The sequence below is a fragment of the Sphaerisporangium rufum genome, from assembly GCF_016863395.1.
Lineage (GTDB): Bacteria > Actinomycetota > Actinomycetes > Streptosporangiales > Streptosporangiaceae > Sphaerisporangium > Sphaerisporangium rufum.
In genome coordinates, this window is record NZ_BOOU01000026.1 from 1 (window position 1) to 26975 (window position 26975).

General features: G+C 73.3%; 23 protein-coding genes, 1 tRNA gene and 1 pseudogene. 11 read left to right on the top strand and 14 right to left on the bottom strand.

The genetic code is table 11. From position 1 onward, the window contains the following. The 5 genes and pseudogenes from Sru01_RS08665 to Sru01_RS08685 all read left to right on the top strand — a co-directional run. Window positions 1–200, top strand: a pseudogene (locus Sru01_RS08665) (TetR/AcrR family transcriptional regulator); the annotation flags it as partial. An 82-nt stretch (window positions 201–282) separates the two neighbouring features. Next, a complete protein-coding gene (locus Sru01_RS08670; protein WP_203983380.1) occupies window positions 283–1278 on the top strand; it encodes a phosphotransferase family protein in 996 nt (331 codons plus the stop codon). After that, window positions 1278–2492, top strand: coding sequence for an acyl-CoA dehydrogenase family protein (locus Sru01_RS08675; RefSeq protein WP_203983381.1), 1215 nt, complete (start codon window positions 1278–1280; stop codon window positions 2490–2492). Before Sru01_RS08670 ends, Sru01_RS08675 begins: the two co-directional genes overlap by 1 nt. 11 nt (window positions 2493–2503) lie before the next feature. Beyond that, window positions 2504–3706, top strand: coding sequence for an acyl-CoA dehydrogenase family protein (locus Sru01_RS08680; RefSeq protein WP_203983382.1), 1203 nt, complete (start codon window positions 2504–2506; stop codon window positions 3704–3706). Window positions 3707–3809: 103 nt separating this feature from the next. After that, on the top strand, window positions 3810–5213 hold the full coding sequence (locus Sru01_RS08685) for an acyl-CoA dehydrogenase family protein (protein WP_239137137.1): 1404 nt from the start codon (window positions 3810–3812) through the stop codon (window positions 5211–5213). A 161-nt stretch (window positions 5214–5374) separates the two neighbouring features. Here Sru01_RS08685 and Sru01_RS08690 read toward each other — a convergent pair whose 3' ends face one another. Beyond that, window positions 5375–5920: a TetR/AcrR family transcriptional regulator gene (locus tag Sru01_RS08690; protein WP_203983400.1), complete on the bottom strand. Its 546-nt coding sequence runs from the start codon at window positions 5918–5920 to the stop codon at window positions 5375–5377. A 257-nt stretch (window positions 5921–6177) separates the two neighbouring features. On the opposite strand from Sru01_RS08690, the gene Sru01_RS08695 reads away from it, so the two are divergent. Next, window positions 6178–6942: a nuclease-related domain-containing protein gene (locus Sru01_RS08695; RefSeq protein ID WP_203983383.1), complete on the top strand. Its 765-nt coding sequence runs from the start codon at window positions 6178–6180 to the stop codon at window positions 6940–6942. A gap of 106 nt (window positions 6943–7048) precedes the next feature. Here Sru01_RS08695 and Sru01_RS08700 read toward each other — a convergent pair whose 3' ends face one another. Both Sru01_RS08700 and Sru01_RS08705 read right to left on the bottom strand, forming a co-directional pair. Then, window positions 7049–8416 (bottom strand): vWA domain-containing protein, encoded by a 1368-nt coding sequence (locus Sru01_RS08700; protein WP_203983384.1) that lies wholly within the window; start codon window positions 8414–8416, stop codon window positions 7049–7051. Between the two features lie 72 nt (window positions 8417–8488). Further along, window positions 8489–9364: an AAA family ATPase gene (locus Sru01_RS08705; protein WP_203983385.1), complete on the bottom strand. Its 876-nt coding sequence runs from the start codon at window positions 9362–9364 to the stop codon at window positions 8489–8491. Window positions 9365–9456: 92 nt separating this feature from the next. Here Sru01_RS08705 and Sru01_RS08710 point away from each other — a divergent pair. From Sru01_RS08710 to Sru01_RS08720, 3 genes are all read left to right on the top strand, one after another. Further along, window positions 9457–9530 (top strand) — tRNA-Lys (locus Sru01_RS08710). A gap of 270 nt (window positions 9531–9800) precedes the next feature. Then, a complete protein-coding gene (locus Sru01_RS08715; RefSeq protein ID WP_203983386.1) occupies window positions 9801–10055 on the top strand; it encodes a hypothetical protein in 255 nt (84 codons plus the stop codon). Then, the gene (locus Sru01_RS08720; protein ID WP_203983387.1) at window positions 10045–10473 is read left to right on the top strand and encodes a hypothetical protein; all 429 of its coding nucleotides are present in this window, start codon (window positions 10045–10047) and stop codon (window positions 10471–10473) included. The genes Sru01_RS08715 and Sru01_RS08720 overlap by 11 nt, the downstream gene beginning before the upstream one ends. A 196-nt stretch (window positions 10474–10669) precedes the next feature. Here the strand turns inward: Sru01_RS08720 and Sru01_RS08725 are convergent, their stop codons facing one another. Beyond that, window positions 10670–12022 carry a glycoside hydrolase family 30 protein gene (locus Sru01_RS08725; RefSeq protein ID WP_203983388.1) on the bottom strand — a complete coding sequence of 451 codons (1353 nt, stop codon included), beginning with the start codon at window positions 12020–12022 and terminating at the stop codon, window positions 10670–10672. Between the two features lie 857 nt (window positions 12023–12879). Here Sru01_RS08725 and Sru01_RS08730 point away from each other — a divergent pair. Next, the gene (locus Sru01_RS08730; RefSeq protein ID WP_203983389.1) at window positions 12880–13149 is read left to right on the top strand and encodes a hypothetical protein; all 270 of its coding nucleotides are present in this window, start codon (window positions 12880–12882) and stop codon (window positions 13147–13149) included. Between the two features lie 17 nt (window positions 13150–13166). Here the strand turns inward: Sru01_RS08730 and Sru01_RS08735 are convergent, their stop codons facing one another. The 10 genes from Sru01_RS08735 to ribA form a co-directional block, all read right to left on the bottom strand. Beyond that, complete coding sequence (locus tag Sru01_RS08735) at window positions 13167–14180, bottom strand: helix-turn-helix domain-containing protein (RefSeq protein WP_203983390.1); 1014 nt, start codon at window positions 14178–14180, stop codon at window positions 13167–13169. Window positions 14181–14388: 208 nt separating this feature from the next. Beyond that, window positions 14389–15801 (bottom strand): GH1 family beta-glucosidase, encoded by a 1413-nt coding sequence (locus tag Sru01_RS08740; protein ID WP_203983391.1) that lies wholly within the window; start codon window positions 15799–15801, stop codon window positions 14389–14391. Window positions 15802–15805: 4 nt separating this feature from the next. Then, window positions 15806–18115 carry an alpha-xylosidase gene (yicI, locus tag Sru01_RS08745; protein WP_239137139.1) on the bottom strand — a complete coding sequence of 770 codons (2310 nt, stop codon included), beginning with the start codon at window positions 18113–18115 and terminating at the stop codon, window positions 15806–15808. 53 nt (window positions 18116–18168) lie between these two features. Continuing rightward, complete coding sequence (locus Sru01_RS08750) at window positions 18169–19029, bottom strand: carbohydrate ABC transporter permease (RefSeq protein WP_203983392.1); 861 nt, start codon at window positions 19027–19029, stop codon at window positions 18169–18171. Continuing rightward, complete coding sequence (locus tag Sru01_RS08755) at window positions 19026–19955, bottom strand: carbohydrate ABC transporter permease (RefSeq protein ID WP_203983393.1); 930 nt, start codon at window positions 19953–19955, stop codon at window positions 19026–19028. The genes Sru01_RS08750 and Sru01_RS08755 overlap by 4 nt, the downstream gene beginning before the upstream one ends. An 80-nt stretch (window positions 19956–20035) precedes the next feature. Then, entirely contained in the window at window positions 20036–21358 is a 1323-nt protein-coding gene (locus tag Sru01_RS08760) for an ABC transporter substrate-binding protein (RefSeq protein WP_203983394.1), read from the bottom strand. Between the two features lie 83 nt (window positions 21359–21441). Next, on the bottom strand, window positions 21442–23463 hold the full coding sequence (locus tag Sru01_RS08765; RefSeq protein WP_239137141.1) for a beta-galactosidase: 2022 nt from the start codon (window positions 23461–23463) through the stop codon (window positions 21442–21444). Beyond that, window positions 23460–24530 carry a LacI family DNA-binding transcriptional regulator gene (locus Sru01_RS08770; RefSeq protein ID WP_203983395.1) on the bottom strand — a complete coding sequence of 357 codons (1071 nt, stop codon included), beginning with the start codon at window positions 24528–24530 and terminating at the stop codon, window positions 23460–23462. Before Sru01_RS08770 ends, Sru01_RS08765 begins: the two co-directional genes overlap by 4 nt. A 100-nt stretch (window positions 24531–24630) precedes the next feature. After that, window positions 24631–25428 carry an inositol monophosphatase family protein gene (locus Sru01_RS08775; protein WP_203983396.1) on the bottom strand — a complete coding sequence of 266 codons (798 nt, stop codon included), beginning with the start codon at window positions 25426–25428 and terminating at the stop codon, window positions 24631–24633. After that, window positions 25421–26056: a GTP cyclohydrolase II gene (gene ribA / locus Sru01_RS08780; protein WP_203983397.1), complete on the bottom strand. Its 636-nt coding sequence runs from the start codon at window positions 26054–26056 to the stop codon at window positions 25421–25423. Before ribA ends, Sru01_RS08775 begins: the two co-directional genes overlap by 8 nt. A 66-nt stretch (window positions 26057–26122) precedes the next feature. Between ribA and Sru01_RS08785 the strand changes: the two genes are divergently transcribed. Beyond that, the gene (locus tag Sru01_RS08785) at window positions 26123–26830 is read left to right on the top strand and encodes a creatininase family protein (protein WP_203983398.1); all 708 of its coding nucleotides are present in this window, start codon (window positions 26123–26125) and stop codon (window positions 26828–26830) included. Window positions 26831–26975 lie beyond the last annotated feature (145 nt).

Consider the following 26975-nt stretch of genomic DNA (forward strand, 5'->3'; position numbering starts at 1 on the left):
GGGGCCGCCACTGGCGGGAGGTGGGGGTCGCCATGCTGGCCGCGGCGGGCGCGCCCCATCCGCGGCGCCAGGGGCGGCAGCTGGTCGCCTTCGCCGAAGGACTGATCTTCGACGCGGTGGCCGGCGCGGGTGCGGTGCCCACCCGCGACGAGCTGCGGGACGGCCTGCGCGAGCTGCTGCGCGGCATGCTCGCCGGCTGACCCGCGCCACGCGGCGGACCGGCTCGACACCCATACCGTCCGGTCGGTACGCTCCGGGAAGGACGGACGAGCGGGGGGCGCCATGCCGGAAGATCCGGGAGAGCCGGAGGACACCGCCACCGGCTCGCCGGGTCTGGATCCGGCACGGCTGGGCGCCTACCTCGCGCGGCACGGCCTGGTGGCCGGCCCGCTCACCGCCACCGTGGTGACCGGCGGCAAGTCCAACCTCACCTACCTGGTGCGCGACGGCGAGCGCCGTTTCGTGGTGCGCCGGCCGCCGCTGGGGCACGTGCTCGCCACCGCGCACGACATGGCCCGCGAGCACCGGGTGATGACGGCGCTGCGCGGCACCGGGGTGCCCGTCCCGGCCACCTATCACCTGTGCGCGGACGCCGAGGTGATCGGCGCGCCGTTCTACGTCATGGAGTACGTCGAGGGCGACCGGCCGGCGGCCACCCCGGCCATCGAGGCACGGCTGATCGACGTGCTCGCCACCCTGCACCAGGTGAACCCGGCGGCCGTCGGGCTGTCGGACTTCGGCCGCCCGGACGGCTTCCTGGAACGCCAGGTGCGCCGGTGGAAGCGGCAGCTCGATGCCTCCCGCAGCCGTGACCTGCCCGACCTGGAGCGGCTGCACAACCGGCTCGCCGCGGCCGTCCCGCCGTCGCAGCGGCACGCGATCGTGCACGGCGACTACAAGCTGGGCAACACCATCATCGCCGGCGACCAGGTGCGCGCCGTGCTGGACTGGGAGATGTCCACGCTCGGCGACCCGCTCACCGACCTGGCGCTGTTCGTCCTGTACGCCGACTTCGCCGCGCTCGACACCGACGGCCCGGCGGGCGGCGAGCACCTGCCCACCGCCGAGCTGGCCGGTCGGTACGCCGCGGCCGCCGGCCTGGACGTCTCCCGGTTCGGCTGGTACGTGGGGCTGGCCTGCTTCAAGCTGGCGGTGATCGCCGAAGGCATCCACTACCGCCACCTCGGCGGCCTGACCGTCGGCGAGGGGTTCGACGACATCGGCGGGCACGTCGCCCCGCTGGCGGCGCACGGCCTGGCCGCGGTTGAGGAGGGCTGATGGACTTCGCGTTCGACGAGCGGACCACCGAGCTGCGCGAGCGGCTGCTGGCGTTCATGGACGAGTGCGTGTATCCGGCGGAGGAGACGTTCCAGCGGCAGGCGGCCGAGAGCGGCTGGAGCCCGCCGCCGCTGCTCGCCGGTTTGAAGGAGGAGGCACGCCGGCGCGGCCTGTGGAACCTGTTCCTGCCCGGCGAGCACGGGGCCGGCCTGACCAACCTGCAGTACGCCCCGCTGGCCGAGATCATGGGCCGCAGCCCGGGCATCGCGCCCGCCGCCACCAACTGCGCCGCGCCGGACACCGGCAACATGGAGCTGCTCGCCGAGTTCGGCAGCGAATGGCAGCGCCGCACCTGGCTGGCGCCGCTGCTCGCCGGGGAGATCCGCTCGGCGTTCGCGATGACCGAGCCGGACGTCGCCTCCTCCGACGCGACCAACATCGCCACGTCCATCGTCCGCGACGGCGACTTCTACGTCATCAACGGCCGCAAGTGGTACGCCTCCGGCGCGATGAACCCGGGCTGCGCGGTGTTCATCGTGATGGGGAGGACGTCGCAGGACGGCGATCCGCACCGGCGGCAGAGCATGGTGCTGGTGCCGCGCGACACCCCCGGCCTGACCGTCCGGCGCGGCATGCGCGTCTTCGGGTACACCGACGCCGACCACGGCGGCCACGCCGAGCTGCTGCTGGAGGACGTCCGGGTGCCGCTGGACCACGTCATCGGCGAGGAGGGCGGTGGTTTCGCCATCGCCCAGGCCCGGCTCGGCCCCGGCCGGATCCACCACTGCATGCGGCTGATCGGCATGGCCGAGCGGGCCATCGAGCTGATGTGCGCCCGCGCGCTGTCGCGCACCGCGTTCGGCGAGCCGCTGGCCCGGCAGGGCGTGGTGCGGGAGTGGATCGCCGAGGCCCGGGTCACCGTGGAGCAGCTGCGCCTGCTGGTGCTCAAGACCGCCTGGCTGATGGACACCGCCGGCAACCGCGGCGCGCACACCGAGATCCAGGCCATCAAGATCGCCACCCCGCGGGCGGTGGAGACCATCCTGGACCGGGCCATCCAGCTGCACGGCGCCGGCGGCGTCGGCCAGGACTTCCCGCTGGCCGGGCTGTGGGCGGCCGCCCGCGCGCTGCGGCTGGCCGACGGCCCGGACGAGGTGCACAAGCGCTCACTGGCCCGCCGGGAACTGAAGAAGCACATGTCCGCCGGGTCGTGAAGGGAAGGTTCATGGCAGTGGTCGAGGGAGCCGGGCGAACGGTGGACGAGGCGGCGGTCCGTGCGCGGGCCCGCGACTTCCTCGCGGCGCACGACGAGGCGGCCGGCCCGCCGCTGGACTTCCTGCGGGCCCGGTTCGACGCCGGGCTGGCCTGGGTGCACTTCCCCGAAGGGCTCGGCGGCCTCGGCGCGCCGCGCGAGCTGCAGGCGGCCGTGGACGAGGAGTTCGCCGGCACCCCGCAGACCGACACCGGCCGGCTGGCCATCGGCCTGGGCATGGCGGCGCCCACCATCCTCGCCTTCGGCACCCCGGCGCAGCGGCAGCGGTTCCTGCGCCCGCTGTGGACCGGTGAGGAGGTCTGGTGTCAGCTGTTCAGCGAGCCGGGCGCCGGCTCCGACCTGGCCACCCTGGCCACCCGCGCGGTGCGCGACGGCGACGAGTGGGGGGTGGACGGGCAGAAGGTGTGGACCTCCGGCGCGCACTTCGCCCGCTGGGGGATCCTGGTGGCCCGCACCGACCCGGACGTGCCCAAGCACCGCGGGCTGACGTACTTCGTCTGCGACATGCGCGCGCCGGGCGTCGAGGTGCGGCCGCTGCGCCAGATCACCGGCGAGGCGGAGTTCAACGAGGTCTTCCTCACCGGCGTGCGGCTGCCGGACGACCTGCGGATCGGCGAGGTGGGCGACGGCTGGCGGGTCGCCCAGGCCACCCTGATGAGCGAGCGCGTCGCGATCGGCGGCACGCCGATCCGGCGCGGCGGCGGCATGCTCGGCGCGGTGCTCGCCGCCTGGCGGGAGCGTCCCGAGCTGCGCACGCACGACCTGCACCAGCGGCTGCTGCGGCTGTGGGTGGAGGCGGAGGTCACCCGGCTGGCCGGGGTGCGGCTGCGCCAGCAGCTGGCCGCCGGCGCCCCCGGCCCGGAGGGGTCCGGGATGAAGATCGCCTTCGCCCGGCTGAACCAGGAGCTGTCCGGGCTGGACGTCGAGCTGCGCCGCGACGAGGGGCTGGCCTACGACGACTGGACGTTCCGGCGGTCGGAGAGCGTGGACTTCTTCGGCCGCGGCCCCGGCTACCGCTACCTGCGGGCCAAGGGCAACTCCATCGAGGGCGGCACCTCGGAGGTGCTGCGGAACATCATCGCCGAGCGGGTGCTCGGCCTGCCCGCCGAGCCGCGCGCCGACAAGGACGTCCCGTGGAAGGACCTGCCGCGGTGACCGCCCGGGCGTGGTGGACGCCGTCCACGCCTCGAGCGGCGGGGATGGCGGGGACGACGTGGACCGGGGAGAGCGCGATGACGCGCATGGGGAAGGACGGCCGATGACGCTGCTGTACTCCGAGGTCGAGGAGGAGCTGCGGTCCGCCGTCCGCGACCTGCTGGCCGACCGGTGCCCGCCGGCCGCGGTGCTCGCCGCGGTGGTGACCGGTCCGGGGATGGGCGCCGCGGTGCCGGCCGGCTCGGTGACGGGCGCCGCGGCGGCGCCGGGTCCCGGGCCCGCGCTCGCGGATGGTGCGGGGACGGGCGCGGTGATCGCGGACGGCGCGGCCGGGTCCGGGACGGTCGGCGGGCTGTGGCCGGCGCTGGCCCGGGACATCGGCGCGGCGGGCCTGCTGGTCCCCGAGCAACTGGGCGGCGCGGGCGCCACCGCCCGCGAGGCGGCGGTGGTGCTGGAGGAGCTCGGCCGGGCCGTCGCGCCGGTCCCGTTCCTGACCAGCTCGGTGCTCGCCACCCGCGCGCTGCTCGGCGCCGGAACCGACGCGGCCCGCGAGCTGCTGGCCGCACTGGCGGCCGGTGAGACCGTGGCAGCGCTCGCCGTCCCGTTCGGCACCTCGCCTTACGCGCCGGAGGCGGCCTGGGCGGGCCGGGTCACCGTGGCCGGCGGGCGGCTGCACGGCCGGGTGCCGGCCGTGGCCGGCGCCGCGACGGCGGAGGTGCTCCTCGTGCCGGCCGGCGGGGCGCTGTACGCGGTCCAGGCCGCGGACGCCGAGGTGGAGCCGGCCGTCTCGCTGGACCTGACCCGGCCGGTGGCCGCGGTCGTGCTGTCCGGCGCGCCGGGCCGGTCGGTCGGGCCGAACCTCCGGCCGGTGCGTGCGGCGCTGGAGCTCGGCGCCGGGCTGCTGGCGTCCGAGCAGCTCGGGCTGGCCGAGTGGTGCCTGGCCACGACCGTCGCCTACGTCAAGGAGCGCCGCCAGTTCGCCCGGCCGGTCGGCTCCTTCCAGGCGCTGAAGCACCGGCTGGCCGACCTGTGGCTCGCGGTCGCCCAGGCCCGGGCCGCGGCCCGCAACGCGGCGGACGCCCTGGCCAGGGCCGCGATGCCGGAGACGGATCCGCCGCCGGCCGCACCTGCGGAGCCCGTATCGGCGGGTGTCACGCCTGCGGAGCCGCCGGATGCCGTCCCGCCGGGAGCCGTCCCGGTGACGGTCGTGCCGGTGGGGACCGCGTCGGCGGGCGGCGCTTCGGTGCAGGCCGCGCGGGCCGGGGCCGGAGCCGGTGCGGAGGTCGCGATCGCGGTGGCGGTGGCCCAGGCCTGGTGCGGGGAGGTCGCGGTCACGGTGGCGGAGGAGTGCCTGCAGCTGCACGGCGGCATCGGGATGACCTGGGAGCATCCCCTGCACCTCTACCTCAAGCGCGCCAAGGCCGATCAGATCGCGCTCGGCACCCCCGGCGACCATCGCGCCGCGCTCGCCCGGCTCGCCGACGTGCCGGGGCCGCCGGCCGGGTGATCCACCGGAGTCGTGGTCCAGGACGCGGCTCAGCGACGCGGGTCAGCGAGGCGGGTCAGCGAGGCGGGTCGAGCGGGAGCCGGGGCAGGGGGTTCGGTCCGGAGAGCGCGGTTCAGGGAGCCGGAGGGCCGGGTCAGGGAGCGCGGCTCGGGAGGCGCGCTTCAGGGGCGCAGCGACGCCAGCAGCAGGTCGGCGAAGTGCTCGCCGACCTGGCGCCCGGTGAGCGGGCCGGCGGCGCGGAACCAGCTGCCCAGGTGGTGCACCGAGCCGAAGAAGTAGTCGACCACCAGCTCGGCCGGCACGTCGGCACGGAACGCCCCGGCGCGCTGGCCCTCCAGCACCAGGTCGCGGAACCGCTCGTGGTAGCGGCGCCGCTCGGCCCGCACCGCCTTCTGGGTCTCCGGCGCCAGCTGGTGCATGGAGCGGAAGAAGATCACGAAGTCGTCCAGGTTCTCCACCGTGGTGACGATCACGTCCACCGCGGCGGCCCGGACCCGATCGGCGACCGGCCCCGGCGTGTCGGCGAACCGGTCCAGCCGCTCGGTCTGCAGCCGCAGCACCCGGGCGTAGATCTCGCGCAGCAGATCGTCCTTTGACGCGAAATAGTGGTACATCGCGCCTTTGGTCACTCCGGCGGCCGAGACGATCTCCTGGACCGACGTCCCCTCGAAGCCCTTCTCGGCGAACAGCCGGGTCGCCTCGCCCATCAGCCGCCGCCGTACCGGCTCGTCCCTGGCCGCCGCTGCCCGCACTCCTGCCCCCTTCGTCACCGCCGACCAGGATACCGACTGGTCGGTCGCCCGGCCGCCGTCCGGGCGGCCGGCAATACCAGGTCATCACCGCGCCGCCACCCCAGGGGGGGTATGGCGAGCGCGAGTCAATTCCGTAACCTGATGCCGAGTTGGAGCCCCTGATCGGGTACCAACCTTGTAATCGACTGAGCCCGAAATCGTGGGGGTTTCCGGTGCCCAATGGTTCCATCTACGTGCCGCAGGACGACAAGTTCAAGTGGGGCTCGCCATCGGTGATGTACGAGCTGCGCTGGCGCGAGACCAGGTCCGAACGCCGCCGGCGGCGGCACTTCATGGCCGTGGCGGGCGTCATCCTGTTCACCGCCCTGGCCTTCTACCGCTCGCTGCCGATGCCGTTCCTGGTCGGCCTGCTCGGCGGCGGCGCCGTCTGGGTGACCGACGCGTTCATCTCCTGGCGGATGTTCGAGCGGACGGCGGTGTGGCGCGGCAAGCGCAGCGGCGCGGTGCGCACCGGCCGGCTGCTGCGCCGCGGGCTCGGCCGGCACGGCTACCGGGTGCTGGACGGGCGGGCCGTCCCGGGCAAGGCGTCCATCGACCACCTGGTCATCGGCCCGGGCGGCGTCTGGATCGTCGACAACGAGGCCTGGCCGCCGGACACCCACATCGCCGCCTACGGCGGGAAGCTGTTCTTCGGCGAGCGGTCCGGCGGCACGGTCGCCAAGGGCCTGGTGGACGCCGCCACCACGATGGGCGAACTGCTGTCCCGCGAATCCGGCATTCCCGTGCAGATCACCCCGGTACTGGTGATCCACGGCGGGCGGGTGATCGGTCCCTCGGTCACCGCCGAAGGGCTGACCCTCTTCCTGCCCCGCCGCGCGGCCCGGTGGATCCTCGGCGACGCGCACGCCGGGCTCACCGAGGAGCAGGTGGAGGTGCTGGCCCGGACCGCCGCCCGCATCCTGCGCCGGATGAACTGACCGCCGCCGGGCCGGCTCCCCGGCACGTCCGGCGGCGAAGCCTCCGGGCACGTCCGGCCGCGCCGGCCCGCTGGGAGCGTCCGGGCGGGCCGGTCAGGCGGGCCGGTCAGGCGATGTCCTCGACGAAGGCGGCGAGCTGGGCGATGTTCCGGCACTCGTGCATCGCGACGACCTCGGCGTAGGCGGAGGCCACCGAGTCGCCGGTGTCCCACTGGGCCCGCGGCTCGGGATTCAGCCAGTACGCGTGCCGGGCGGCGCCGGCCAGCTCGCGCAGCGTGCCGAGGGACGGCGGCTGGTGGTTGGTCCGGGCGTCGCCGAGGATCAGCAGCGACGTTTTCGGGCCGACCACGCCGGCGTACCGCTCGGCGAACCGCTCGAACGCGCGCCCGTAGTCGCTGCGGCCGAACCGGCTGATGTCGGCCTCGGCGGCCAGCCGGGTGATCGCGTCCGCCACGTCGGCGCCCGGCGGGAAGAACCGGGTCACCTCGTCGACGGTGTCGACGAACGCGAACGCCCGCACCTTGGTGAACTGCTCGCGCAGCGCGTAGGTCAGCAACAGGGTGAAGTGCGAGAACGCCGAGACCGAGTCGCTGGCGTCGCACAGCACCACCAGCTCGGGCCGGTGCGGGCGGCGGGGCCGCAGCCGGGTGGCCAGCGGCACGCCGCCGGTGCCCAGCGACGCGCGTACCGTGCGGCGGAAGTCCAGCCGCCCGCGCCGGCCGAGCCGCTGCCGGGCCGCCAGCCGGGTGGCCAGCCGCCGCGCCAGCGGGTGCACCTCGCGGCGCAGCGCGGCCAGGTCGGCCCGGGTGATCCGCAGAAAGTCGATCCGGTCGATCGGCGGCCGGACCGCGGACCGGGCGATCTTCTCCACCCCGGAGTCCTCGGCGATCCGCCGGCGCACCTCCGCGGCCACCGCGCCCTCGAACGCGGCGATGCCGTCGGTGATCCGGCGCCGGGCCACCCGCTCGGCCAGGCCGCCGCGCCGCTGCCCGCCGAGCAGGCCCGCCAGCGTCCGGGCGGTCAGCGTGCCGGGGGACAGCGCGTTCAGCACCGGATAGGAGAACCAGTGCTGGCGCCCCGGCCCGGCGGGCTGCCGGCCGAACCGGGCCACCATCGCCCGGGCGAACGCGGCGACCCGCGGGTCGTCGCGGGCGTCGGCGCCGAGCGGCAGCAGCCCGGCCAGCCGGTCACGAAGTTCCGGCAGCTCCGCGCGGGCGAGATCCAGGTCCTCGTCCGCCGCTGCCGGGTCACCGATCACCGGCGGGAACCACAGGTCGAACAGCACGTCGAACCCCGGCCGGTGCGCCGGCCGCTTGACCAGCGTGGCCGCGTACGCCTCGCGCAGCGTCTCCCGCGCGGCCAGGTCGATCACCGCCAGCGCGCGGGCGGCGTCCAGCCCTTCGGCCACCGAGACCGGCAGGCCGGCCCGGCGCAACGCGGCCACGAACGCCACGTGCCTGTCCAGCAGTGACACCGCCGCCCCTCCCGTCGCTCGGCCGGCCCCATCAGCCGACTCGGCCGGCGCCGGCTCGCTCGGCCTTTTTCGTCAGCCCGCTCCACCGGCCGGCAGGCCCAGCTCCTTGACCGCCCGCTCCTGGTCGGAGGCGTGCTTGAGCACCACGCCGAGCGTGCCGGCGGTCGTCGCCTCGTCCAGCTCGGTCCGGCCGAGCGCGAGCAGCGTGCGGGCCCAGTCGACGGTCTCGGCGATCGACGGCGGCTTCTTCAGCTCCAGCGCCCGCAGCGCCGCCGCCGTCCGGGCCAGCCGTTCGGCCAGCGCCGCGCCGATCCCCGGCACCTGGGCCAGCACGATGTCCCGCTCCCGGTCCGGCGGCGGATAGTCCAGATGCAGGTACAGGCACCGCCGCCTCAGCGCCTCCGACAGCTCGCGGGTCGCGTTCGAGGTCAGTACCACGTACGGCCGGCGGGCCGCGGCGATCGTGCCGAGCTCGGGGATGGTCACCTGGTAGTCGGAGAGGATCTCCAACAGCAGGCCCTCCACCTCGACGTCCGCCTTGTCGGTCTCGTCGATCAGCAGCACCGTCGGGGTCGTCTGGCGGATCGCGCGCAGCAGCGGGCGCTCCAGCAGGAACTCCTCGCTGAAGATGTCGTCGTGCGTCTCGGCCCACCCCTGGTCACCGGCGGCCTGGATGCGCAGCAGCTGCTTCTTGTAGTTCCACTCGTACAGCGCGCGGGCCTCGTCCAGGCCCTCGTAGCACTGCAGCCGCACCAGCTCGGCGCCCGCGGCCGCGGCGACCGCCTTGGCGAGCTGGGTCTTGCCCACCCCGGCCGGCCCTTCGGCGAGCAGCGGGCGCTCCAGGGCGCCGGCCAGGTAGACCGAGGTGGCGATGGCGTCGCCGGCCAGGTAGCCGGTGCGGGCCAGCCGCTCGCGCGCGTCCTCCGGCGAGCCGAACCACGACGTCATCCGTCCTCCCGTCCACATCCGGAACCTTATTCTAGCCAGGGGCCGGCCGTGGTACGAAGTGGTCCACAGGTGCGCTAATGTTGTCACCGCAGGCGCCGCTAGCTCAGTTGGTTAGAGCAGCTGACTCTTAATCAGCGGGTCCGGGGTTCGAGTCCCTGGCGGCGCACCGCAATGATCACCAACGACGATGGGCATCCTCCGCGCATGGAGGGTGCCCATCGTCGTTCCGGGGCTCAGGCCGCGGCGTCATGTCTGGCCGGAGAGCACCTTCTGGGCGGTCGCGAGCGCCGGCGAGGAGCTCGGCCGACCGGCACCGTCAACGACTGTCAGGCGGACGGCCACCCGCAGAAGGCGGCCGACCAACCGGCCTTCGACCGGAGCGCCATGGACGGCGGTTGCATGGCCGCCAGGGCCGCCTCAGTTATACGATGAACATATGATGAGTACGAAACCGGTCAGCGTCACGCTCGACAGTGAGAACCTGGAGTACGTGGCAGCCCAGGTGGACGACGGCCGTGCCCGATCCCTATCGGCCTGGATCAACGAAGCGATCAGCCGACGCATCGCCACCGAGCGCGCGGCCGACGCCGCCTGGCAGGCCAAGGTCGAAGAAGCACAGAAAGACCCCGCGGTCGTCGCGCGCACCGCGCACCGGGTGGCGCGAGCGCTGGAGATTCTGGATGCTCGCTGACCGCGCGTTCATCCTGGACGCCGGAGTGCTCATGGAGGTGGCGCGGGGCGACGCCGGCGTGATTCACCTGCTCCAAGGAATGGACGCCGCCGGAATCGGTCTGGTCGTGCCCGCCCTCGCCGTCACCGGTGCCGCGCTCGACATCGGCGCGCGTGACGAGCAGATGGCGCTGATCAGAGGAGTCGCCCGGCTGGAGTCGGCGGCGCTGGCGGGGGTCGTCACATTCGACGACGCGACGGATCTGGCCCACGGGCGGCGAGCGGCGCGGTCGCTGGAAGAACTTTGGGACGTCCAGGCGGCTCTGCAGGCGGTCATGCGGGGCTGTCCGGTGCTCACCACGGATCACGCCCGCTGGAAGGAAGCGTCGCGCGAAGTCCGAGGGCTCAACGTCGTCGAGATCGCGGAGTTGGACACCTGACGTCGGCAGGAGTTCGCCGATATCGGCCACGAGCCCGCACTGCCGAGCCGGTCCTCCCATTCCTATGCGCGTATCGGCGATCTGCGGACCGGCCGGCCGGGCCCACCGACGCGCGGTATGACCTGGCCGGCCGCCATCAACAGAGACGTCGAGAGATGTCGCCTGGGCTAGAGCCTCGTCCGAAGCGGGCGGTGGGTCAGCGGAGGACGATGGTGGTGATGGCGCGGGGGGCGATGGTCACGCTCTTGCCGTGCAGCGGGATGGGGGCGACCGCGTTGTTCTCGTCGGTCACATACGCCTTGGCGCGGCCGTGGCCCTTGATCTTGTCCCAGGTGAGGGCGCTGGTGCCGGTGTTGAGGAGCTCGATCACCTTGGAGCCGTCGGCGTTGCGGAACGCCGAGACCTTCAGGCCGGCGTCGGAGGACGTCGCGCCGAGCCGGACCGCGCCGGGGCGGATGAACCGGCTGTAGGCGGCCATCGCCCACAGGCGCTTGGACACGTGGTAGGTCTGGTTGGCGGTGTCCACTTGGATGAACGCCCGGGTGGCGCCCGCCGAGGCGCCGAGCCAGAAGATGTAGGCCGAGGTGTTGCCCAAGGTGAGGGCGTCGTTGATGGCCTCGGCCACCGTCATGCCGTCCTGCTCGCTGTCGTCGTCCCAGGCCTCGTTCCAGACGCTGCCGCCCGGGCCCCACTCCGACATCCAGGTGTTGCGGTTCGTCGGCAGCGGGGAGGTCACCGGGCTGGCGTAGGCGTGGCCGGTGTGGATCTTCACCCAGCGGCGCGCCTCAGGGTCGGCCTCGATCGCCGCGGAGTACGCCTTGGCCTCGTTCCAGCCGAAGGAGTCGCAGCACACCAGATTGACGCCGGCCGCCCTGGCGAGCGGGCCGAGCACCTTGACGAACGCGACGGCCTCTTCAGGCGTGAAGCGCATCGATTCGTAGCTCGCCGTCCAGTCGGGCTCGTTGGTGAAGCCCAGCTCGGTGAGCTTGATGCCTTCCTTCCGGTAGAACCTGGCGTACTCGATCAGGTAGTTCGCGTACGCCTGCTGCCATTCGGGCAGCAGTTTGCCGCCGTTGCGGGCGTCGCCGTTGTCCTTCATGTAGCCGGGCGCGCTCCAGGCGTCGGCGAAGAAGCGCTTCACGCCGTACTTGCGGGCCGCCTTGACCATCCAGACCTGGCTGTTGTCGTCACCGGTCCAGACGTACTTGGGCGGCGCGGTGGGGCCACCCGGGTCCTCGGGCTGGATGGACACCATCTGGTCGTAGGGGACGCCCTCCGGCCGGGAGCCGATGCCCAGCCGCAGGATGCTCAGCGCGGCGCCCTTGTCCTTGCTGAACCACAGGTCGAGGATCTCCTGCTGCTTGTCCGCGGGCAACGCCTTGATCAGCTCGTTCCGGCGGAACGCCGTGGAGACGCCGAAACCGTCGATCTTCTGGTACCTGGTGCCGTCCTGGATGTCGATGGTGACCGCGTCCGCGGCCGCCGGCTGTGCCTGGGCGATCAGCGGGGCGACCAGCAGGACGGCTGCGATGAGGTGCTTCTTGCGCATGACTGCTCCGGTGGGGGGAGGAAATCATCGAAAGACCGGGCGGTGTGCGTGCGGGCCATTCGAACCGGGTGGCCGGCGGGCGGAATATCGTCGGCAGTACGCTGTCGATTGCGGGCGAGAAACCACCGGTGACGCTGGGGCCGGCGCGTAAAGTCGGAGTTCGGTACGGCTCACGAACGACACTGGATCTTAACACTGACAGTGATAGCACGGGCCAGCGGCAAGGCTCAACATGTCGGTACGAATCACCGAAATTTTCGGCCCTCCCGGAGGATGGGCCCGCAGCAGGCCCGCCGGGCGCCGGAAAAGGTCCACGAGTGCGGGCGGGCCGGCACCGGGACGTGCCGCCGCCGCCGGGCCCGCCGGACGCCCCGGCGTAGGACGTTTCTACCTGCGGTGTCGTCAATAAAGGGCCGCCGGATGCGCGGATGGCGGTGGGGCTGCCGCGGGCCATGCGGGCCCGGGCCGGCGCGCCGAGCGCCCTTGACGGCCGGCGGTCCGGCGCCTAGCATCCGAGTGGAAATTATCGGATGGACTCCGAAAATTACATGCGACCGATGAGCGAGGGTCCGTGATGCGCCGCCGTCCGGCGGAGCGCGGGATGACGCATGGTCACCGGTTCGGGCTGCCGGCGACCGTTTCGGTAATCGCGTGACGTGGAATTCGGTTCGTTATCGCGACCGACCATCGCCGGGTCCGGCGGCTTCACCGTGGTGCTTCCCGGAGATATCCGGCCTGTCGTTCGGCCGCTGGCCGCAAACGGTGCGAGAAAACGCGGATGAACGGTGGACATGTGCGGGCACCGGCCGCATTCTGAGGGCAGACCTTGCTGAACGCCGGACGTTTGGGAGATCCGCATGAAGCCCCGTACCTGGATTCGCCGTGCCGCCGCGTCCACCGCCGGGATGGCCGCGGTGCTGGCGGTGGGCGCCGCTTCGGTCCCGGCCGTCGCCGGGCCGGCGACCGCCGCGACCATCGTGCGCACGCCGCAGGTGGCCCCGGTGGTGGCCGACGGCGTCGTGCGCACGCCGCAGGCGCCGCCCGCGGTGGCCGACGGCGTCGTGCGCACGCCGCAGGTGGTCACCGTGCTGGCGGACGGCGACACGGGGTACAAGCGCCCGGTGTGAGCCGGGCGGCCCGCCGATCAGGCCGCCGGCCCGGGCGGGGGTTCCGGCCGGTGGCCGATGGCGGCGTGGTGGCGGTGGTCCCGGGGGGAGAGGCCGTAGGCGGCCCGGAAGGCGCGGCTGAAGGCGGCGGGCGTGATGAAGCCCCGGCGTGCGGCGATGGCATGGATGGGCATCCCGGCCAGCTCCGGCCGGGCCAGATCGCGGTGGGCGTGTTCGAGCCGCTGCCGGCGGATCCACCCGGCGACGGTCTCCCCGTCCTCGGCGTGTTCCTGGAACAGGCGGTGCAGCTGGCGGATCGAGATGTGGTGGGCGGCGGCGACGTCGCGGAGGGTGAGCCGCGGGTCGCCCAGGTGCCGCCGGATGAAGGACTGTATCTCCAGGTACAGCGTGCGCCGGCGGGATTCGGGAGGAATCGCCGTTTCGGCGTCCAGGTGATGTGCGAGGAAGGCGCCGAACAGATCGAGCAGGACGGTGCCGAGCCGCGGGCCGTCCGTCGCGCGGTAGGAGCCGGAATCGGCCGCCAGCCGGGTCAGGAACTGCGCCAGCAGCGCGCCGAGCCCGTCCTGCCCGGACAGCGGTACGGCGAGCAATCGGGTCACCAGGTCCGGTGGCAGCGCCACCATGCTCCGCGGGATCACCGCCACCACCGATGAGGCGGTGGCCCGTTCGACGTCCACCCGGCTCAGGTAGGGCTGGAACGTCGCGTACAACGCCAGATCCCGGGGCTTCGGGGTGAGCTGCCGCCCGCACTGCTCCAGGTGCTGTCCACGGCTGTTGACCAACGCCACCATGTACAGCTCCGGATCGGACCGGCGGATCAGTTTCGGCGTCCGGTGCGTGCGCATGGACGAGTACCGCAAGGTGTTCACCTGCGTAGCGCCCAGATCGAGCGTCCGGCTGGCCGCCTGGAAGCTCTCGGCCCGCGGGACGCTGAACAGGCTGGGCAGCATCGACCGGGACACCAGGTCCATCCAGGCGGGCAGCCGGTCCTCGGTGGGCAGATCTTCGGTGTCGAACAGCGTCTCCAGCACGGCAGCCCTCCGATCGGCCCACCGGGAACCCTCGCCGGACCCCCGTACGGCGTTCCATCACGAAAAGTGATCTGCCCGAGAGGCTACCGCCGATTCCCCGGCGGCCGGGTGTCCTCGTGCCCACGCCGGGCCCCGCTCCGCCGCCCATGCCGCGCACGTCGGAACCGCCGGGTTACGGGCCAGGGCCGTGCCCTGGCCCGTAACCCGGTCAGGCCGGCAGGGATCCGCTGGTGACGACGTCGCGGTACCAGTGGGCGCTGTCCTTCCAGGTGCGCTCCAGGGTGTCCCGGTCGACGTGCACGATGCCGAAGCGCTTGGCGTACCCGCGGGCCCACTCGAAGTTGTCCATCAGCGACCACACGAAGTAGCCGCGGACGTCGGCGCCGCCGTCGATGGCGTCCAGCACCGCGCCCAGGTGGCGGTGCAGGTAGTCGACGCGCCGCTCGTCGCGGACCCGGCCGCCGGCGTCCGGCACGTCGGCGAACGCCGCCCCGTTCTCGGTGATCATCAGTGGCAGGCCCGGGTGGTCGCGGTGCAGCCGCAGCAGCAACTCGGTCAGGCCGGTCTCGTCGATGTTCCAGCCCATCTCGGTGTACGGGCCGGGCTGCTGGACGAACTCGACGTCGTCGCAGGCGATCCACGGCGTGCCGGCGCCGTCGGCGTGCCCGTCGGCGGTGGCGCGCGGCCCGGACCCGTCCCAGACGCGGACGAGCACCGGGTTGTAGTAGTTCACCCCGAGCAGGTCCAGCGGCGCGCAGGCGGCCTTCTCGTCGCCGTCGCGGACGAACGACCAGTCGGTGACGGCCGCGGTGTCCTCGATGAGGTCGCGAGGATAGGCGCCCTCCAGCATCGGGCCGAGGAACGCCCGGTTGGCCAGCGCGTCGATCCGCCGCACCGCCTCGGCGTCCCGCTCGGACTCGCCGCGCGCGTGGTGCAGGTTGAGGGTGACCGACACCTGGGCGGACGGCGCGGACGTCTCGCGCAGCGCCTGGGCGGCGAGCCCGTGCCCGAGGTCGAGGTGGTGCACGGCGGCCAGCGCGGCGGCCGGGTCGGTGCGCCCCGGCGCGTGGACCCCGGAGCCGTAGCCGAGATAGGCGGTGCACCAGGGCTCGTTGAGGGTGATCCAGGTGCGCACCCGGTCGCCGAGGGCCTGGCCCATGGTGCGGGCGTAGTCGGCGAAGCGCAGCGCGGTGTCGCGGTGCGGCCAGCCGCCGGCGTCCTCCAGTTCCTGCGGCAGGTCCCAGTGGTAGAGCGTGGCGACCGGCTCGATGTTCCGCGCGATGAGCCCGTCGACCAGCCGGGAGTAGAAGTCCATGCCGCGCGGGTTGACCGGGCCGCGGCCGCCGGGGATCACCCGCGGCCAGGAGACGGAGAACCGGTAGGCCCCGACGCCGAGGTCGGCGAGGAGGTCCAGGTCCTCCTCCACCCGGTGGTAGTGGTCGCAGGCGACGTCGCCGGTGTCCCCGGCGTCCACCCGTCCCGGGGTGTGCGAGAAGGTGTCCCAGATGGACGGGCCGCGGCCGTCTTCGGCGGCGGCGCCCTCCACCTGGTAGGCGGCGGTGGCGGTGCCCCACAGGAAGCCGGCGGGGAAGTTCCGGCGCGGGGGTGGCGTGGCTGGCACTGGGTCACTCCTTGACGGTGGTGGTGATCTCGATCAGGTCGGTTCCGGCGCCGGCGGCGCGCGGGCCGGTGGGGCTTCCGGCGAGCTCCAGGTTCCAGGGCTTGGCGTCGCCCGCGACGCGGCGCGCGGACAGGCGGTTCCCGGTGCGGGACACCTCGAACACCGCCGCGTCGCCGCCGTCCGGGCCGGGGACGGCGACCGTGCGGCGGGTGCCGTCGGGCAGGGCGTGCACCCGCAGCGTCACCCCGTCGGCGTAGTCGTAGTCCGGGCGGTCCCGGCGGGCCCCGAGGGCCAGCACCGCGCCCGGGCGGACCAGCAGCGGCAGCGAGTCGAAGCCGTGCGTCTCGGTGCGCCAGCCGGGGCCGGACACCGTGGTGCCGTCCAGCAGCCGCGTCCACTCGCCGTCCGGGACGTAGTAGGACACCTCGCCGCCGGCGGACATGACCGGGGCGACCAGCAGGTCCGGGCCGAGCATGTACTGGGCGTCCAGGTGATCGCAGCCGCGGTCGGCGGGGAAGGCCAGGTGCATGGCCCGCATCATGGGCATTCCCTCGCGGGCGGCCTGGACCGCCGCGCCGTACAGGTAGGGCATCAGCCGGGCCTTGAGCCGGGTGAACGCGCGCAGCACCTCCACCGACTCCTCGTCGAACAGCCACGGCACCCGGTAGGAGCCGCTGCCGTGCAGCCTGCTGTGCGAGGAGAGCAGGCCGAAGGCGATCCACCGCTTGAAGACCTCCGGGTCCGGGCGCCCCTCGAACCCGCCGATGTCGTGGCTCCAGAAGCCGAACCCGGCCAGGCCCAGCGACAGCCCGCCGCGCAGGCTCTCGGCCATCGCCTCGAAGGTCGACTCGCAGTCGCCGCCCCAGTGCACCGGCAGCCGCTGCCCGCCCGCGGTCGCCGCGCGGGCGAACAGCACCGCCTCGCCCGGACCGCGCCGCTCGGCGAGCACCTGGTGGACCGTCTCGTTGTACAGCAGGCTGTAGTAGTTGTGCATGCGCTCGGGGTCGCCGCCGTCGGCCCAGGCGACGTCGGTGGGCACCCGCTCGCCGAAGTCGGTCTTGAAGGCGTCCACCCCCATGTCGACCAGGCGGCGCAGCTTGCCGGCGTACCATTCGCGGGCGGCCGGCGAGGTGAAGTCGACCAGGGCCCGGCCGGCCTGCCAGTGGTCGTCCTGCCAGATCCGGCCGTCCGGGCGGCGCAGCAGGTGCCCGGCCGCCGCGCCCTCCTCGAACAGCTCCGACGCCTGCCCGATGTAGGGGTTGATCCACACGCAGACCCGCAGGCCGCGTTCCTTGAGCCGGGCCAGCATGCCGGGCGGGTCGGGGAACACCTCCGGGTCCCACTCGAAGTCGCACCAGCGGTAGCGGCGCATCCAGAAGCAGTCGAAGTGGAACACGCTCAGCGGCAGGTCACGTTCGGCCATGCCGTCCACGAACGAGGTGACCGTCGCCTCGTCGTAGTCGGTGGTGAACGAGGTGGACAGCCACAGCCCGAACGACCAGGCCGGCGGCAGCGCCGGCCGGCCGGTCAGCGCGGTGTAGCGGCGCAGGATCTCCGCCGGCGTCGGGCCGTGGATCACCAGGTAGGAGAGCTCGTGCCCCTCGACGCTGAACTGCACCCGCGACACCGACTCCGACCCGACCTCGAACGACACCCGGCCGGGGTGGTCCACGAACACCCCGTATCCGCGGTTGGTCAGGTAGAAGGGGACGTTCTTGTACGCCATCTCGCTGCTGGTGCCGCCGTCCTCGTTCCAGATGTCGACGGACTGGCCGTTGCGCACCAGCGGGCCGAACCGCTCGCCGAGCCCGTAGACCAGCTCGCCGGCCGACAGGTGCAGCTGCTCGACCATGAAGTGCCGGTCGTCGCCGTCGCGCATGGCGCCCAGGCACTTGGCGCCGCTGCGGGTGAGGGTGCGCCCGCCCGCGCTGAAGGTGAGGTCCCAGGGCGCCGCCCGCCCCAGGGTGACCCGCAGCGCGCCGCTGGTCAGGGTGGCCGCCGCGTCGTCCACCTCGATCTTCACCGGGGTGCCGCCGGGGTCCTCGCGCAGCGCGAACGCCGGCCCGGCCGGCACCGAGCCCGCCAGGTGCACCGCGCGGACCCGGATGACGTCTGGCATCGGCGACGACACGTCCAGCCGCAGCACCGGCCCGTCGAGGGTGTCGCCGCGGCGGGTGATGGGTTTGGTGGGCGCCAGCACCCGCAGGCCGCCGGGGTGGGCGGTCACGTCGTGCGCCGCGGTGGCGTAGTCGCCGCGGACGCCGGGGCGCATCCGCCAGTAGCCGTCCTTGAACTTCATGGCTCTCCGTTCCATGGTCAGGAAGTGAACGGGGGTCCGGTCGCCGGGGCGGGGCGGCGACCGTGGTGTCAACCCTTCAGGCCGCCGGCCACCAGGTCCAGCCGCCAGTAGCGTTGCAGGAAGAGGAACAGGGCGACGATCGGGATGATCGACAGCAGCGAGCCGGTGATCACCAGGCTGTACAGCGCGGGCTGGGAGGCCCCCCGGTTGAGCAGGGAGTACAGCCCCACGGTGAGCGGGAACCGGTCATCGTCGGCGAGCATGATGTAGGGCAGCAGGAAGTTGTTCCAGATGCCGATGAACTGCAGCAGGAACACGGTCACCAGCCCAGGTGCCATGATCGGCGCGGCGACCGACCAGAGCAGCCGGAACTCGCCGGAGCCGTCGACCCGGCCGGCCTCCAGGATCTCGTCCGGCACCGCGGCGCCGGCGTAGATCCGGCACAGGTAGACGCTGTACGGGCTGATCATGCTGGGCAGGATGACCGACCAGTACGAGCCGACCAGCCCGATCTGCGACAGCAGCAGGTACTGCGGGATGGCCAGGGTGATCTGCGGGACGAGCACCCCGGCGAGTAGCGCGCCGAAGATCAGCCGCCGGCCGGCGAAGTGGTACTTGGCCAGCGCGTACCCGGCGGCCGCGGACACCACCACGGTCAGCAGCGCGCCGCCGCCGGCGTAGATCAGGCTGTTCAGCATCCACAGCCAGAACCGGCCGTCGCCGAAGTCGTGCAGCGCCGCGACGTTCTGGCCGAACCCGCCGGTGAAGCTGGGCCGGCCGGAGAAGGTGGTGAACAGCTCGTCCGGGCTCTTGGTGGCCGCGAAGATCACCCACAGCAGCGGCAGCAGCGCGTACACCCCGCCGAGGGCCAGGATCAGGGTCGGCAGGACCTTCGCCCGCCGGGCGGCGGCGGCCGGCGGCGCGCTCATCGCCCGCTCCTGGCGACGCGGAGCCGGAAGGCGGCGAGCGCGGCCAGCGACAGCAGCACCGTCACCCCGGCCAGCAGCACCGAGCTGGCGGCCGCCAGGTGGATGTCGTTGTCGACGAACGCCTGCTGGTAGATGCGCATCAGTGGAACCCAGTCCTGGGTGATGGTGTTGGTCATCGGGCGCAGCGTGGCCGGCTCACTGAACACCTGGAGCATGCCGATCAGGGTGAACACCGACGTCATGACGAGCGCGGGCCGCAGCAGCGGGATCTTGATCCGCAGCGCGATCTGCCACTCGGCGCAGCCGTCGATGCGCGCCGCGTCGTACAGCTCGCCGGGGATCGCGCGCAGCTGGGTGTAGAGCACCACCATGTTGAAGCCGACCGACCCCCAGACCGCGATGTTGGCCACCGAGAAGAAGATGGACACGTCGCCGAAGAAGTCCGGCGCCGGCAGCCCGGCCGCCCGCAGCGTGGCGGTGACGGGGCTGACCGCCGGCAGGTAGATGAAGCCCCACAGCAGGGTGGCGATGACGCCGGGCACCGCGTAGGGCAGGAAGATCGTGATGCGCGAGGCCCGCTTGCCGCCCACCCGGGGGGCGTCCAGCAGCAGGGCGAACAGCAGCGCCAGTCCCATGGTGGTCGGCACCATGATCAGCCCGTAGCCGAGCATGCGCTGGGTCGCCTCGTGCAGCGCCGAGTCCTGGATCGCCGACAGGTAGTTCTCCAGGCCGGTGAACACCTCGGTGCGGATGCCGAGCCCGGCGCCGCGCACCCGCATGGCGTGCAGGCTGAGCCACACCGCGTACCCGATGGGCACCAGGATGAAGACGGCGAACAGCAGGACGACCGGCCCGGTCATCAGGTACGGCGCCGCGCCCCCGCGGCGGGCGGGCCGCGATGGCGTGGTGTCGTCGGCAGTGGTCATGAGTTTTCCCATCCGTTCCGCGGCCCCGGCCCGCCCGCGCCACCTGGAACGCTCCAGACGGTGCGGGCGGGCGGAGCCGGTCAGCCGCCGGCGACCTGGTAGCCCTGCTTCTTCAGGTCCGCGACGCTGGCCTGCTGCACCTGCGCGGCGACCGCCGCGAAGTCCGACCTTCCGCGCACCGCCTTCGGCATCAGGTCCTCGAACGCGCCGTAGGTGACGTTGGTGTTCGGCCCCCAGCTGCTGAAACCGCGCGCGGTCTTGGCGATCGCCGCGGCGGAGGTGTAGTAGTCGGGCTGGTCGGCCATGTACTCCGGCGCCACGTCCAGCTGGCTCTGGCCCTGGAGCGCGGCCGGGTACAGGCCGATCTCGATGAGCAGCTTCAGCGCCTCGGGGTCGGCGCTCAGCCAGCGGGCGAACTTCGCGGCCTGCGCCTTCTTGGTGGAGGTGGCGCTGACCGCGGTGGACGAGCCGCCCCAGAAGCCGGTGAACTGCTCGCCGGCGCTCCACTGCGGGAGCGGGGCCATCCGCCACTTGCCCTTGCCGGACGGCGCGACGCCGGCCAGCACGCCCGCCCCCCACACCGCGCTCGGCCAGGCGATGATCGTGCCGTCGTTCATCTGGCTGTTCCACTGCGGGGTGTACATCGGGTCGCCGAGCACCGCGCCGGAGTTGACCAGCCCGCCCCAGAAGCCGAGCATCTTGCGGGTGGCCGGGTCGTCGATGGCGACCTGCCAGGAGCCGCCGTCGTTGGTCCACCAGTTCGCCCCGGCCTGCTGGGCGAACCCGGCCAGCCAGCCGGCGTCGCCGGGCGAGAAGGTGGTCAGGTAGCGCTTGTCGTCCTTGGCGCGGACCGTCTCGGCCAGCGCGCCGAACTCCTCCCAGGTCTTCGGCACCGACAACCCCATCTTCTCGAAGATGTCGGCCCGGTAGAACAGCATCATCGGGCCCACGTCGGCGGGGATCGCGTAGGTGGCGCCGCCGAACGAAGTGAGGTCCCAGGTGCCCTGCGGGAACGCGGACTTCACCGGGCCGACGACGCTGCTGAGGTCCTGCAGCGCGTTGTTGGTGATCAGCGTGGGCAGCGACTGGTACTCGGCCTGCAGCACGTCCGGCGCGTTGCCGGCCTTCACCGCGGTGAGGAACTTGGCGACCAGCTCGTCGCCGGCCGCCTGCCCGCTGAGCTGCACCTTCTGGGTGGGGTTCTTGTCGTTCCACAGGTCGACCACGCGCTGGATGTTCTCCGCCCAGCTCCAGAAGACCAGGGTGGTGGGCGCGTTCTCGTCGCCGCCGATGGGGGAGGCGGAGGCGGCCTGGCCGCCGCCCTCCTCGCCGGCGCCGTTGCCGCCGCAGGCGCTCAGCAACAGCGTCGCGGCGGAGGCGCCGAGAAAGGTCCTTCTGCGCATGGTGACTCCTTGGTGGTGCGGGACCGGCCCGGGCGAGTCCGGTCGTCGTGCGCCGCCGGCCGCCGCGGCGGCCGGCGGGAACGTCAGGGGACGGCGCGCAGCGCGACGGCGCCCCGCGGCGCGAGCGTCACGGCGTCCTCGGCGGTGGCCCCGGTGAGCAGGTCCTCGGCCGGCTCGGGGATCGGCACGCGGGCCGGCTCGGCGCCGTGGTTGAGCAGGAACAGCACCGGCCCGCGGCGGACCGCCTCGACGCCGGCCGGCAGGCCGGGCAGCACCCCGGCCACCCCGGCGTCCGCGAGCACCCGGGCGGCGAGCTCGGCCATCGCGGCCGGCTCGGGCAGCGTCGCCACGTACCAGGCGGTGCCCTCGCCCAGCCGGTGCCGCAGCACGGCGGGCCGGCCGGCCAGGTCGCCCCCGGTGAACGCGGCCACCTCCTCGGCGCCCTCGGCGCGCAGCAGCTCGGTCCAGGTGGTGGCGGTGAAGCCGGCGCCGCCGGTCCACCGGCAGTGCACCGGCCCGTCCGGCGCGGGCCGCCACTCCTCGCCGGAGGCGCCGAGCACCTCGCGCAGCGGGGCCGGGAACCGCCCGGTGCGGACGTGCCCGCTCGGGTCGGCCACCGCGGAGAACGGGCCGACCAGCAGGGTGCCGCCGCCGCGGACGTACTCGGTCAGCGCGGCGGCGTCCGCGTCGGCCACCAGGTAGAGATTCGGCACCACGACCAGGTCGCGGCCGGTCAGGTCCGCCGACGGGGGGACCAGGTCCACGGTCACCCCGCGCTCCCACAGCGGGCGGTAGTAGGCGAGCAGCTGGTCGGTGAGCAGCAGCCGGTCGGACGGCCGGGCGTCCTCCTCCAGCGCCCACCAGCTCGGCCAGTCGTGCACCATCGCGACCCGGGCCGGCACCGTGGTGCCGGCGACGGGGGCGAGCCGCCGCAGCTCGGCGCCGTGCGCGCGGACCGCGGCGTGCAGCTCGGTATGCGGTCCGGCGTGCGGCACCATCGCGGCGTGGAAGCGCTCGGCCCCGAACCGGGAGGCCCGCCACTGGAAGTAGGCGGACCCGTCGGCGCCGCGCGCCACCGCCTGCAGCGACTCCAGCCGCAGCTGCCCGGCGGGCTTGGGCAGGTTGTGCGGGCGCCAGTTGACCGCCGAGGGGGACTGCTCCATCAGCAGCCACGGCCGGCCGCCGGCCAGCGACCGGGACAGGTCGTGGACGAGCGCGGTGCGCACCGGGTGCAGCGGGTCGGCCGGGTCGGGGTAGTGGTCGTTGGAGACGACATCCTCCTCGGCGGCCCACGCCCAGTAGTCCACCGGCTTGAACAGGCCCATGAAGTTGGTGGTGACCGGCACGCCGGGCGTGCGGTCGCGCAGCAGATCCCGCTGCTCGCGGAAGCAGTCGAGCTGCTCGTCGGAGCAGAACCGCCAGAAGTCCAGCTTCTGCGTCGGGTTGACCAGGTAGGGTGCCCGGCGCGGCGTGATGATCTCCGCCCAGTCGGAGTAGGCCTGGCTCCAGAAGGTGGTGCCCCACGCCTCGTTCAGCGCGGCCAGGTCGCCGTAGCGCGCCCGCAGCCAGTCCCGGAACGCGGCCGCGGCGAGATCGCAGTGGCACACCTGGCCGTACTCGTTGCCCACGTGCCACATCGCCAGCGCCGGGTGGCCGGCGTAGCGGTCGGCGAGGTCGGCGACCAGGGCGAGCGCCCGTTCCCGGTAGACCGGGGAGGACGGGCAGAACTGGTTGCGGGACCCGTACCACAGGCGGCGCCCCGACTCGTCGACCGGCAGGGTCTCCGGCCAGCGGTGGCCGAGCCACGGGGGCGGGGCGGCGGTCGGGGTGGCCAGGTCCACCGCGACCCCGGCCCCGGCGAGCAGGTCGAGCACCCGGTCCAGCCAGCCGAAGTCGCGGGCGCCGGGCTCGGGCTCGATCCGCGCCCAGCTGAACACCCCGACGGTGGCGAAGTTGACCCCGGCCGCCTTCATCAGCTCGACGTCCTCGGCCCAGACCTCCTCCGGCCACTGCTCGGGGTTGTAGTCCCCGCCGTACAGCAGGCCGCGACCGGCGGTGAGGGTGTGCATCCCGGGCGCGGAGTCCGGTGGCCGCTCTGTGGTCATGGTCGAGCTCCCGTCGTCTCGGAGGTCCGGCCGCCCCGGGCACGGGGGTCGGCGGGCGGCGGGCCGGAGCTGTCCCCGAGGACCAGCCGGCACGGCACCAGGCGCTGCTCCGGCGGTGCGTCGCCGCCGGAGGCCAGCCGGTCGATCAGCATGCGCACCCCGAGCCGGCCGAGCTCGGCGCTCGGCGGTTCGAGCGTGGTGAGCCTTGGGTGGAACATCTCCGCCACCCGCCCGGAGGACAGGACGAGCAGCAGCGTCAGATCGCGCGGGATCGACCAGCCGCGCGCCGCCACCGCGGCGATCACGCCCACCGCGGCCTGGTCGCTGATCACGGCGAGGGCGGTCACGCCGGGATGCGCGGCGACCAGGTGGTCGAACGCGGCCCGGCCCTCCTCGGCCGTGTCGGCGCGGAACTCGTCGATGTAGGTCAGCCCGGCCTGGCGGGCGGCGGACGCGAACTCGGCGCCGGTGCGGACGGTCGGCCCGTACTGGGCGGCGTACGCGTCCGGGGTGTGGTTGAAGAAGGCGAGCGTGCGGTGGCCGAGCCCGGCCAGATGCGACACGGCCGCCTCGGCGGTCGCCGCGAAGTCGATGTCGGCGTGGCTGATCCCGTCCGGCCGCCGGGTCCGCCCGATCATGGCGAACGGGATCTCGTTCGCGGCGAGGAAGGCCGTGCGCTCGTCGTCCAGGCGCACCTCCATGAGGAGCACGCCGTCGACCAGGCCGAGGGTGGTGAGGTGGCGCAGCGCGTCGACCGGGTCGTGGCTCTCGGGGGAGAGCAGCAGGTGGTGGCCGAGTTCGGCGGCCGCTTCGGCGGCACCGGTGGCGAACTGCATCTCGGTGAGGCCGAAGCCGCTGTGCGGGGTGGGGAAGAGCAGGGCGAGAATGCGGGTTCGCTTGCTCACCAGCCCGCGGGCGAGCACGTTCGGCCGGTACCCGAGCTCGGCCGCCGCCTGCTCGATCCGCCGCTTGGTGGCCGCGGCGACCGGACGGGTGCCGTTGAGCGCGGCGGAGACGGTGCTGACGGCCACGTTGGCGCGTTCGGCCACGTCACGTAGGGAGGACATGCCACTCCGGGAGGGCTGGGCGGAGATGCGAAACGTTTCGCAAAACCGTAATGTCCGGTTTGTGACGGCGTCAAGGGGAGAGACATGGGATGTCGCTGGACTATCCCGCCCGCGCCTCGGCAAGGACGGCCAGCACCGTGTCCCGCAGCCCGGGGCAGACCGCGATGGTCGCCGCGGAGTCGGCGGAGTGCTCGGTGCCGTCCGCGTCGAGCACCAGACCGCCCGCCTCCCGGACCAGCAGCACCCCGGCCATCGTGTCCCACGGCAGGTTGGCCAGGATGATCGACGCCTCCAGGCTGCCCTGTGCGACCCAGGCCAGGTCGATGGCCGCGGTGCCGAGCATCCGGATCCGCCGGGCCCGGGCGCCGAGCCGGTCCAGCAGTGCCAGGCGGACCCGGTTGCGCGCCGCCGCGTCCGGGCCCACCGCGAAGTCGCCGATCGAGATCACCGCCTCCGGCAGGGCGCGCACGCCCGACACCCGGATCCGGTCCTCGCCGGCGAACGCCCCCCGGCCGGCCGCCGCGGTATAGCCGGTACCGAGGAACGGCAGGTCGATCGCGGCCAGCACGCTCTGCCGTCCCGCGACCAGCGCCAGCGAGACCGCGCACAGCGGGATGCCGCAGGCGAGGTTGGCGGTGCCGTCCACCGGGTCCAGCGTCCACCACAACGCCTCGCCGGGCGGGCCGGACCGCCCGTGCTCCTCGCCGAGGATGCCGATCTCCGGGGTCTCCCGGCTCAGGAAGTCGCGCACCGCCTCCTCGACCGCCAGGTCGATGTCGGTGACGACGTCCCGCTCGCTCTTCTCGGCCACCGACCGGGGCGCCCGGGACCGGATGATCCGGCGGCCGATGGCCACCGCCTCCCGGGCGACCGGCAGCAGGTCGCCCGGATCAGCCATGCTGCGCGGGAGTACCGAGGTGCGGCAGGTCGTGCCCGAAACGGTCCCGCTTGGCGGTCAGGTACCGGATGTTGTGGTCGGTGGCCTCGATGAGCAGCGGCACCCGGGACGCGACCACGATCCCGTGCCGCTCCAGCGCGTGGATCTTGTCGGCGTTGTTCGACATCAGCCGCACCGACCGGACGCCGAGGTAGGCGAGCACCCGGGCGGCCGGCCCGAAGTCCCGGTCGTCCACCGGCAGGCCGAGGGCGGTGGCCGAGTCGACGGTGTCCAGCCCCTGCTCGTCCTGCAGGACGTGCGTGCGCACCTTGGCCACCAGGCCGATGCCGCGCCCCTCGTGCCCGCGCAGGTACACCAGCACTCCGGCGCCCTCGCGGACGATGGCGTCCAGTGCCGCGTCCAGCTGCTCGCCGCACTCGCACCGCATGGCGGCGAAGATGTCGCCCGTCACGCATTCCGAATGCACCCGGACCAGGACGTCGTCCCGCATCCGCGTCTCGCCGAGCACGAGTGCGAGATGCTCGTTGCCGTCCACCGGGTCGCGGAACGCGACCGTGCGGAAGGTGCCACGACGCGTCACCAGATCCGCCTCGGCGATGTCCTGTTGGTCGATGCTCTGGTCACGCACTGTATCGTCCTCGTTTCTGCGGCCGGCGGCTCCGGCTGCGACGGATTCGCGAGAGGCTTGCAGACTATGAACACCTCTGCCTACCCGCTGCCGGTGGGGACGACCGACGACGAACGGGACCGGCGCGCCGGCACGGCGCTGCTGCCCATCGGCAGCTTCGAACAGCACGGCCCCTTCCTTCCGCTGGCCACCGACACCCTCGTCGCCTGCGCGATCAGCGGAACCCTGGCCGCCGCCCACTCCGTGCTGCACCTGCCGCCGCTCACGATCTCCTGTTCACACGAGCACGAGGCCTGGCCGGGAACGGTCAGCCTCACTGCCTCGACACTTTACGCCGTGATTCACGACATCGCGGACTCTCTACGCAAATCCGGCGTCCCGCGGCTGGTGCTGGTGAACGGCCACGGCGGCAACTACGTGCTGGGCAACGTGGTCCAGGAGGCCACCGCGAACGGGCACCGCATGGCACTGTTCCCGGGCCCGGCGGACTGGGAGGAGGCGTTCGCCGCCGCCGGTATCGAAACCTCGCCCTGGGACGACATGCACGCCGGCGAGCTGGAGACCTCCATCCTGCTGCACACCCATCCCGACCTGGTCCGCCCCGGCTACGAATCGGCCGACCACCTGGCCGGTGACCGCCGCCACCTGCTCATCCGCGGCATGGCCGCCTACACCGAGTCCGGCGTGATCGGCCGGCCATCCCTCGCCTCGGCCGCCAAGGGCCGCGCCGTGCTGGCCGACCTCACCCGCTCGTTCACCGAGACGCTGTATTGATCGCGCTCTCTTCGTTCGCGCCGCGTTCGGGCGCGCCGGCGTTGTTCGTTCGTCGCTCGGAAGCGCTCGTTCCTCGCACTTCCTCCCTCCTCCTCACAACACCGGCGCGCCTGTGTTGTTCGGCGCGCTTCGCGCGCGGGTTCGG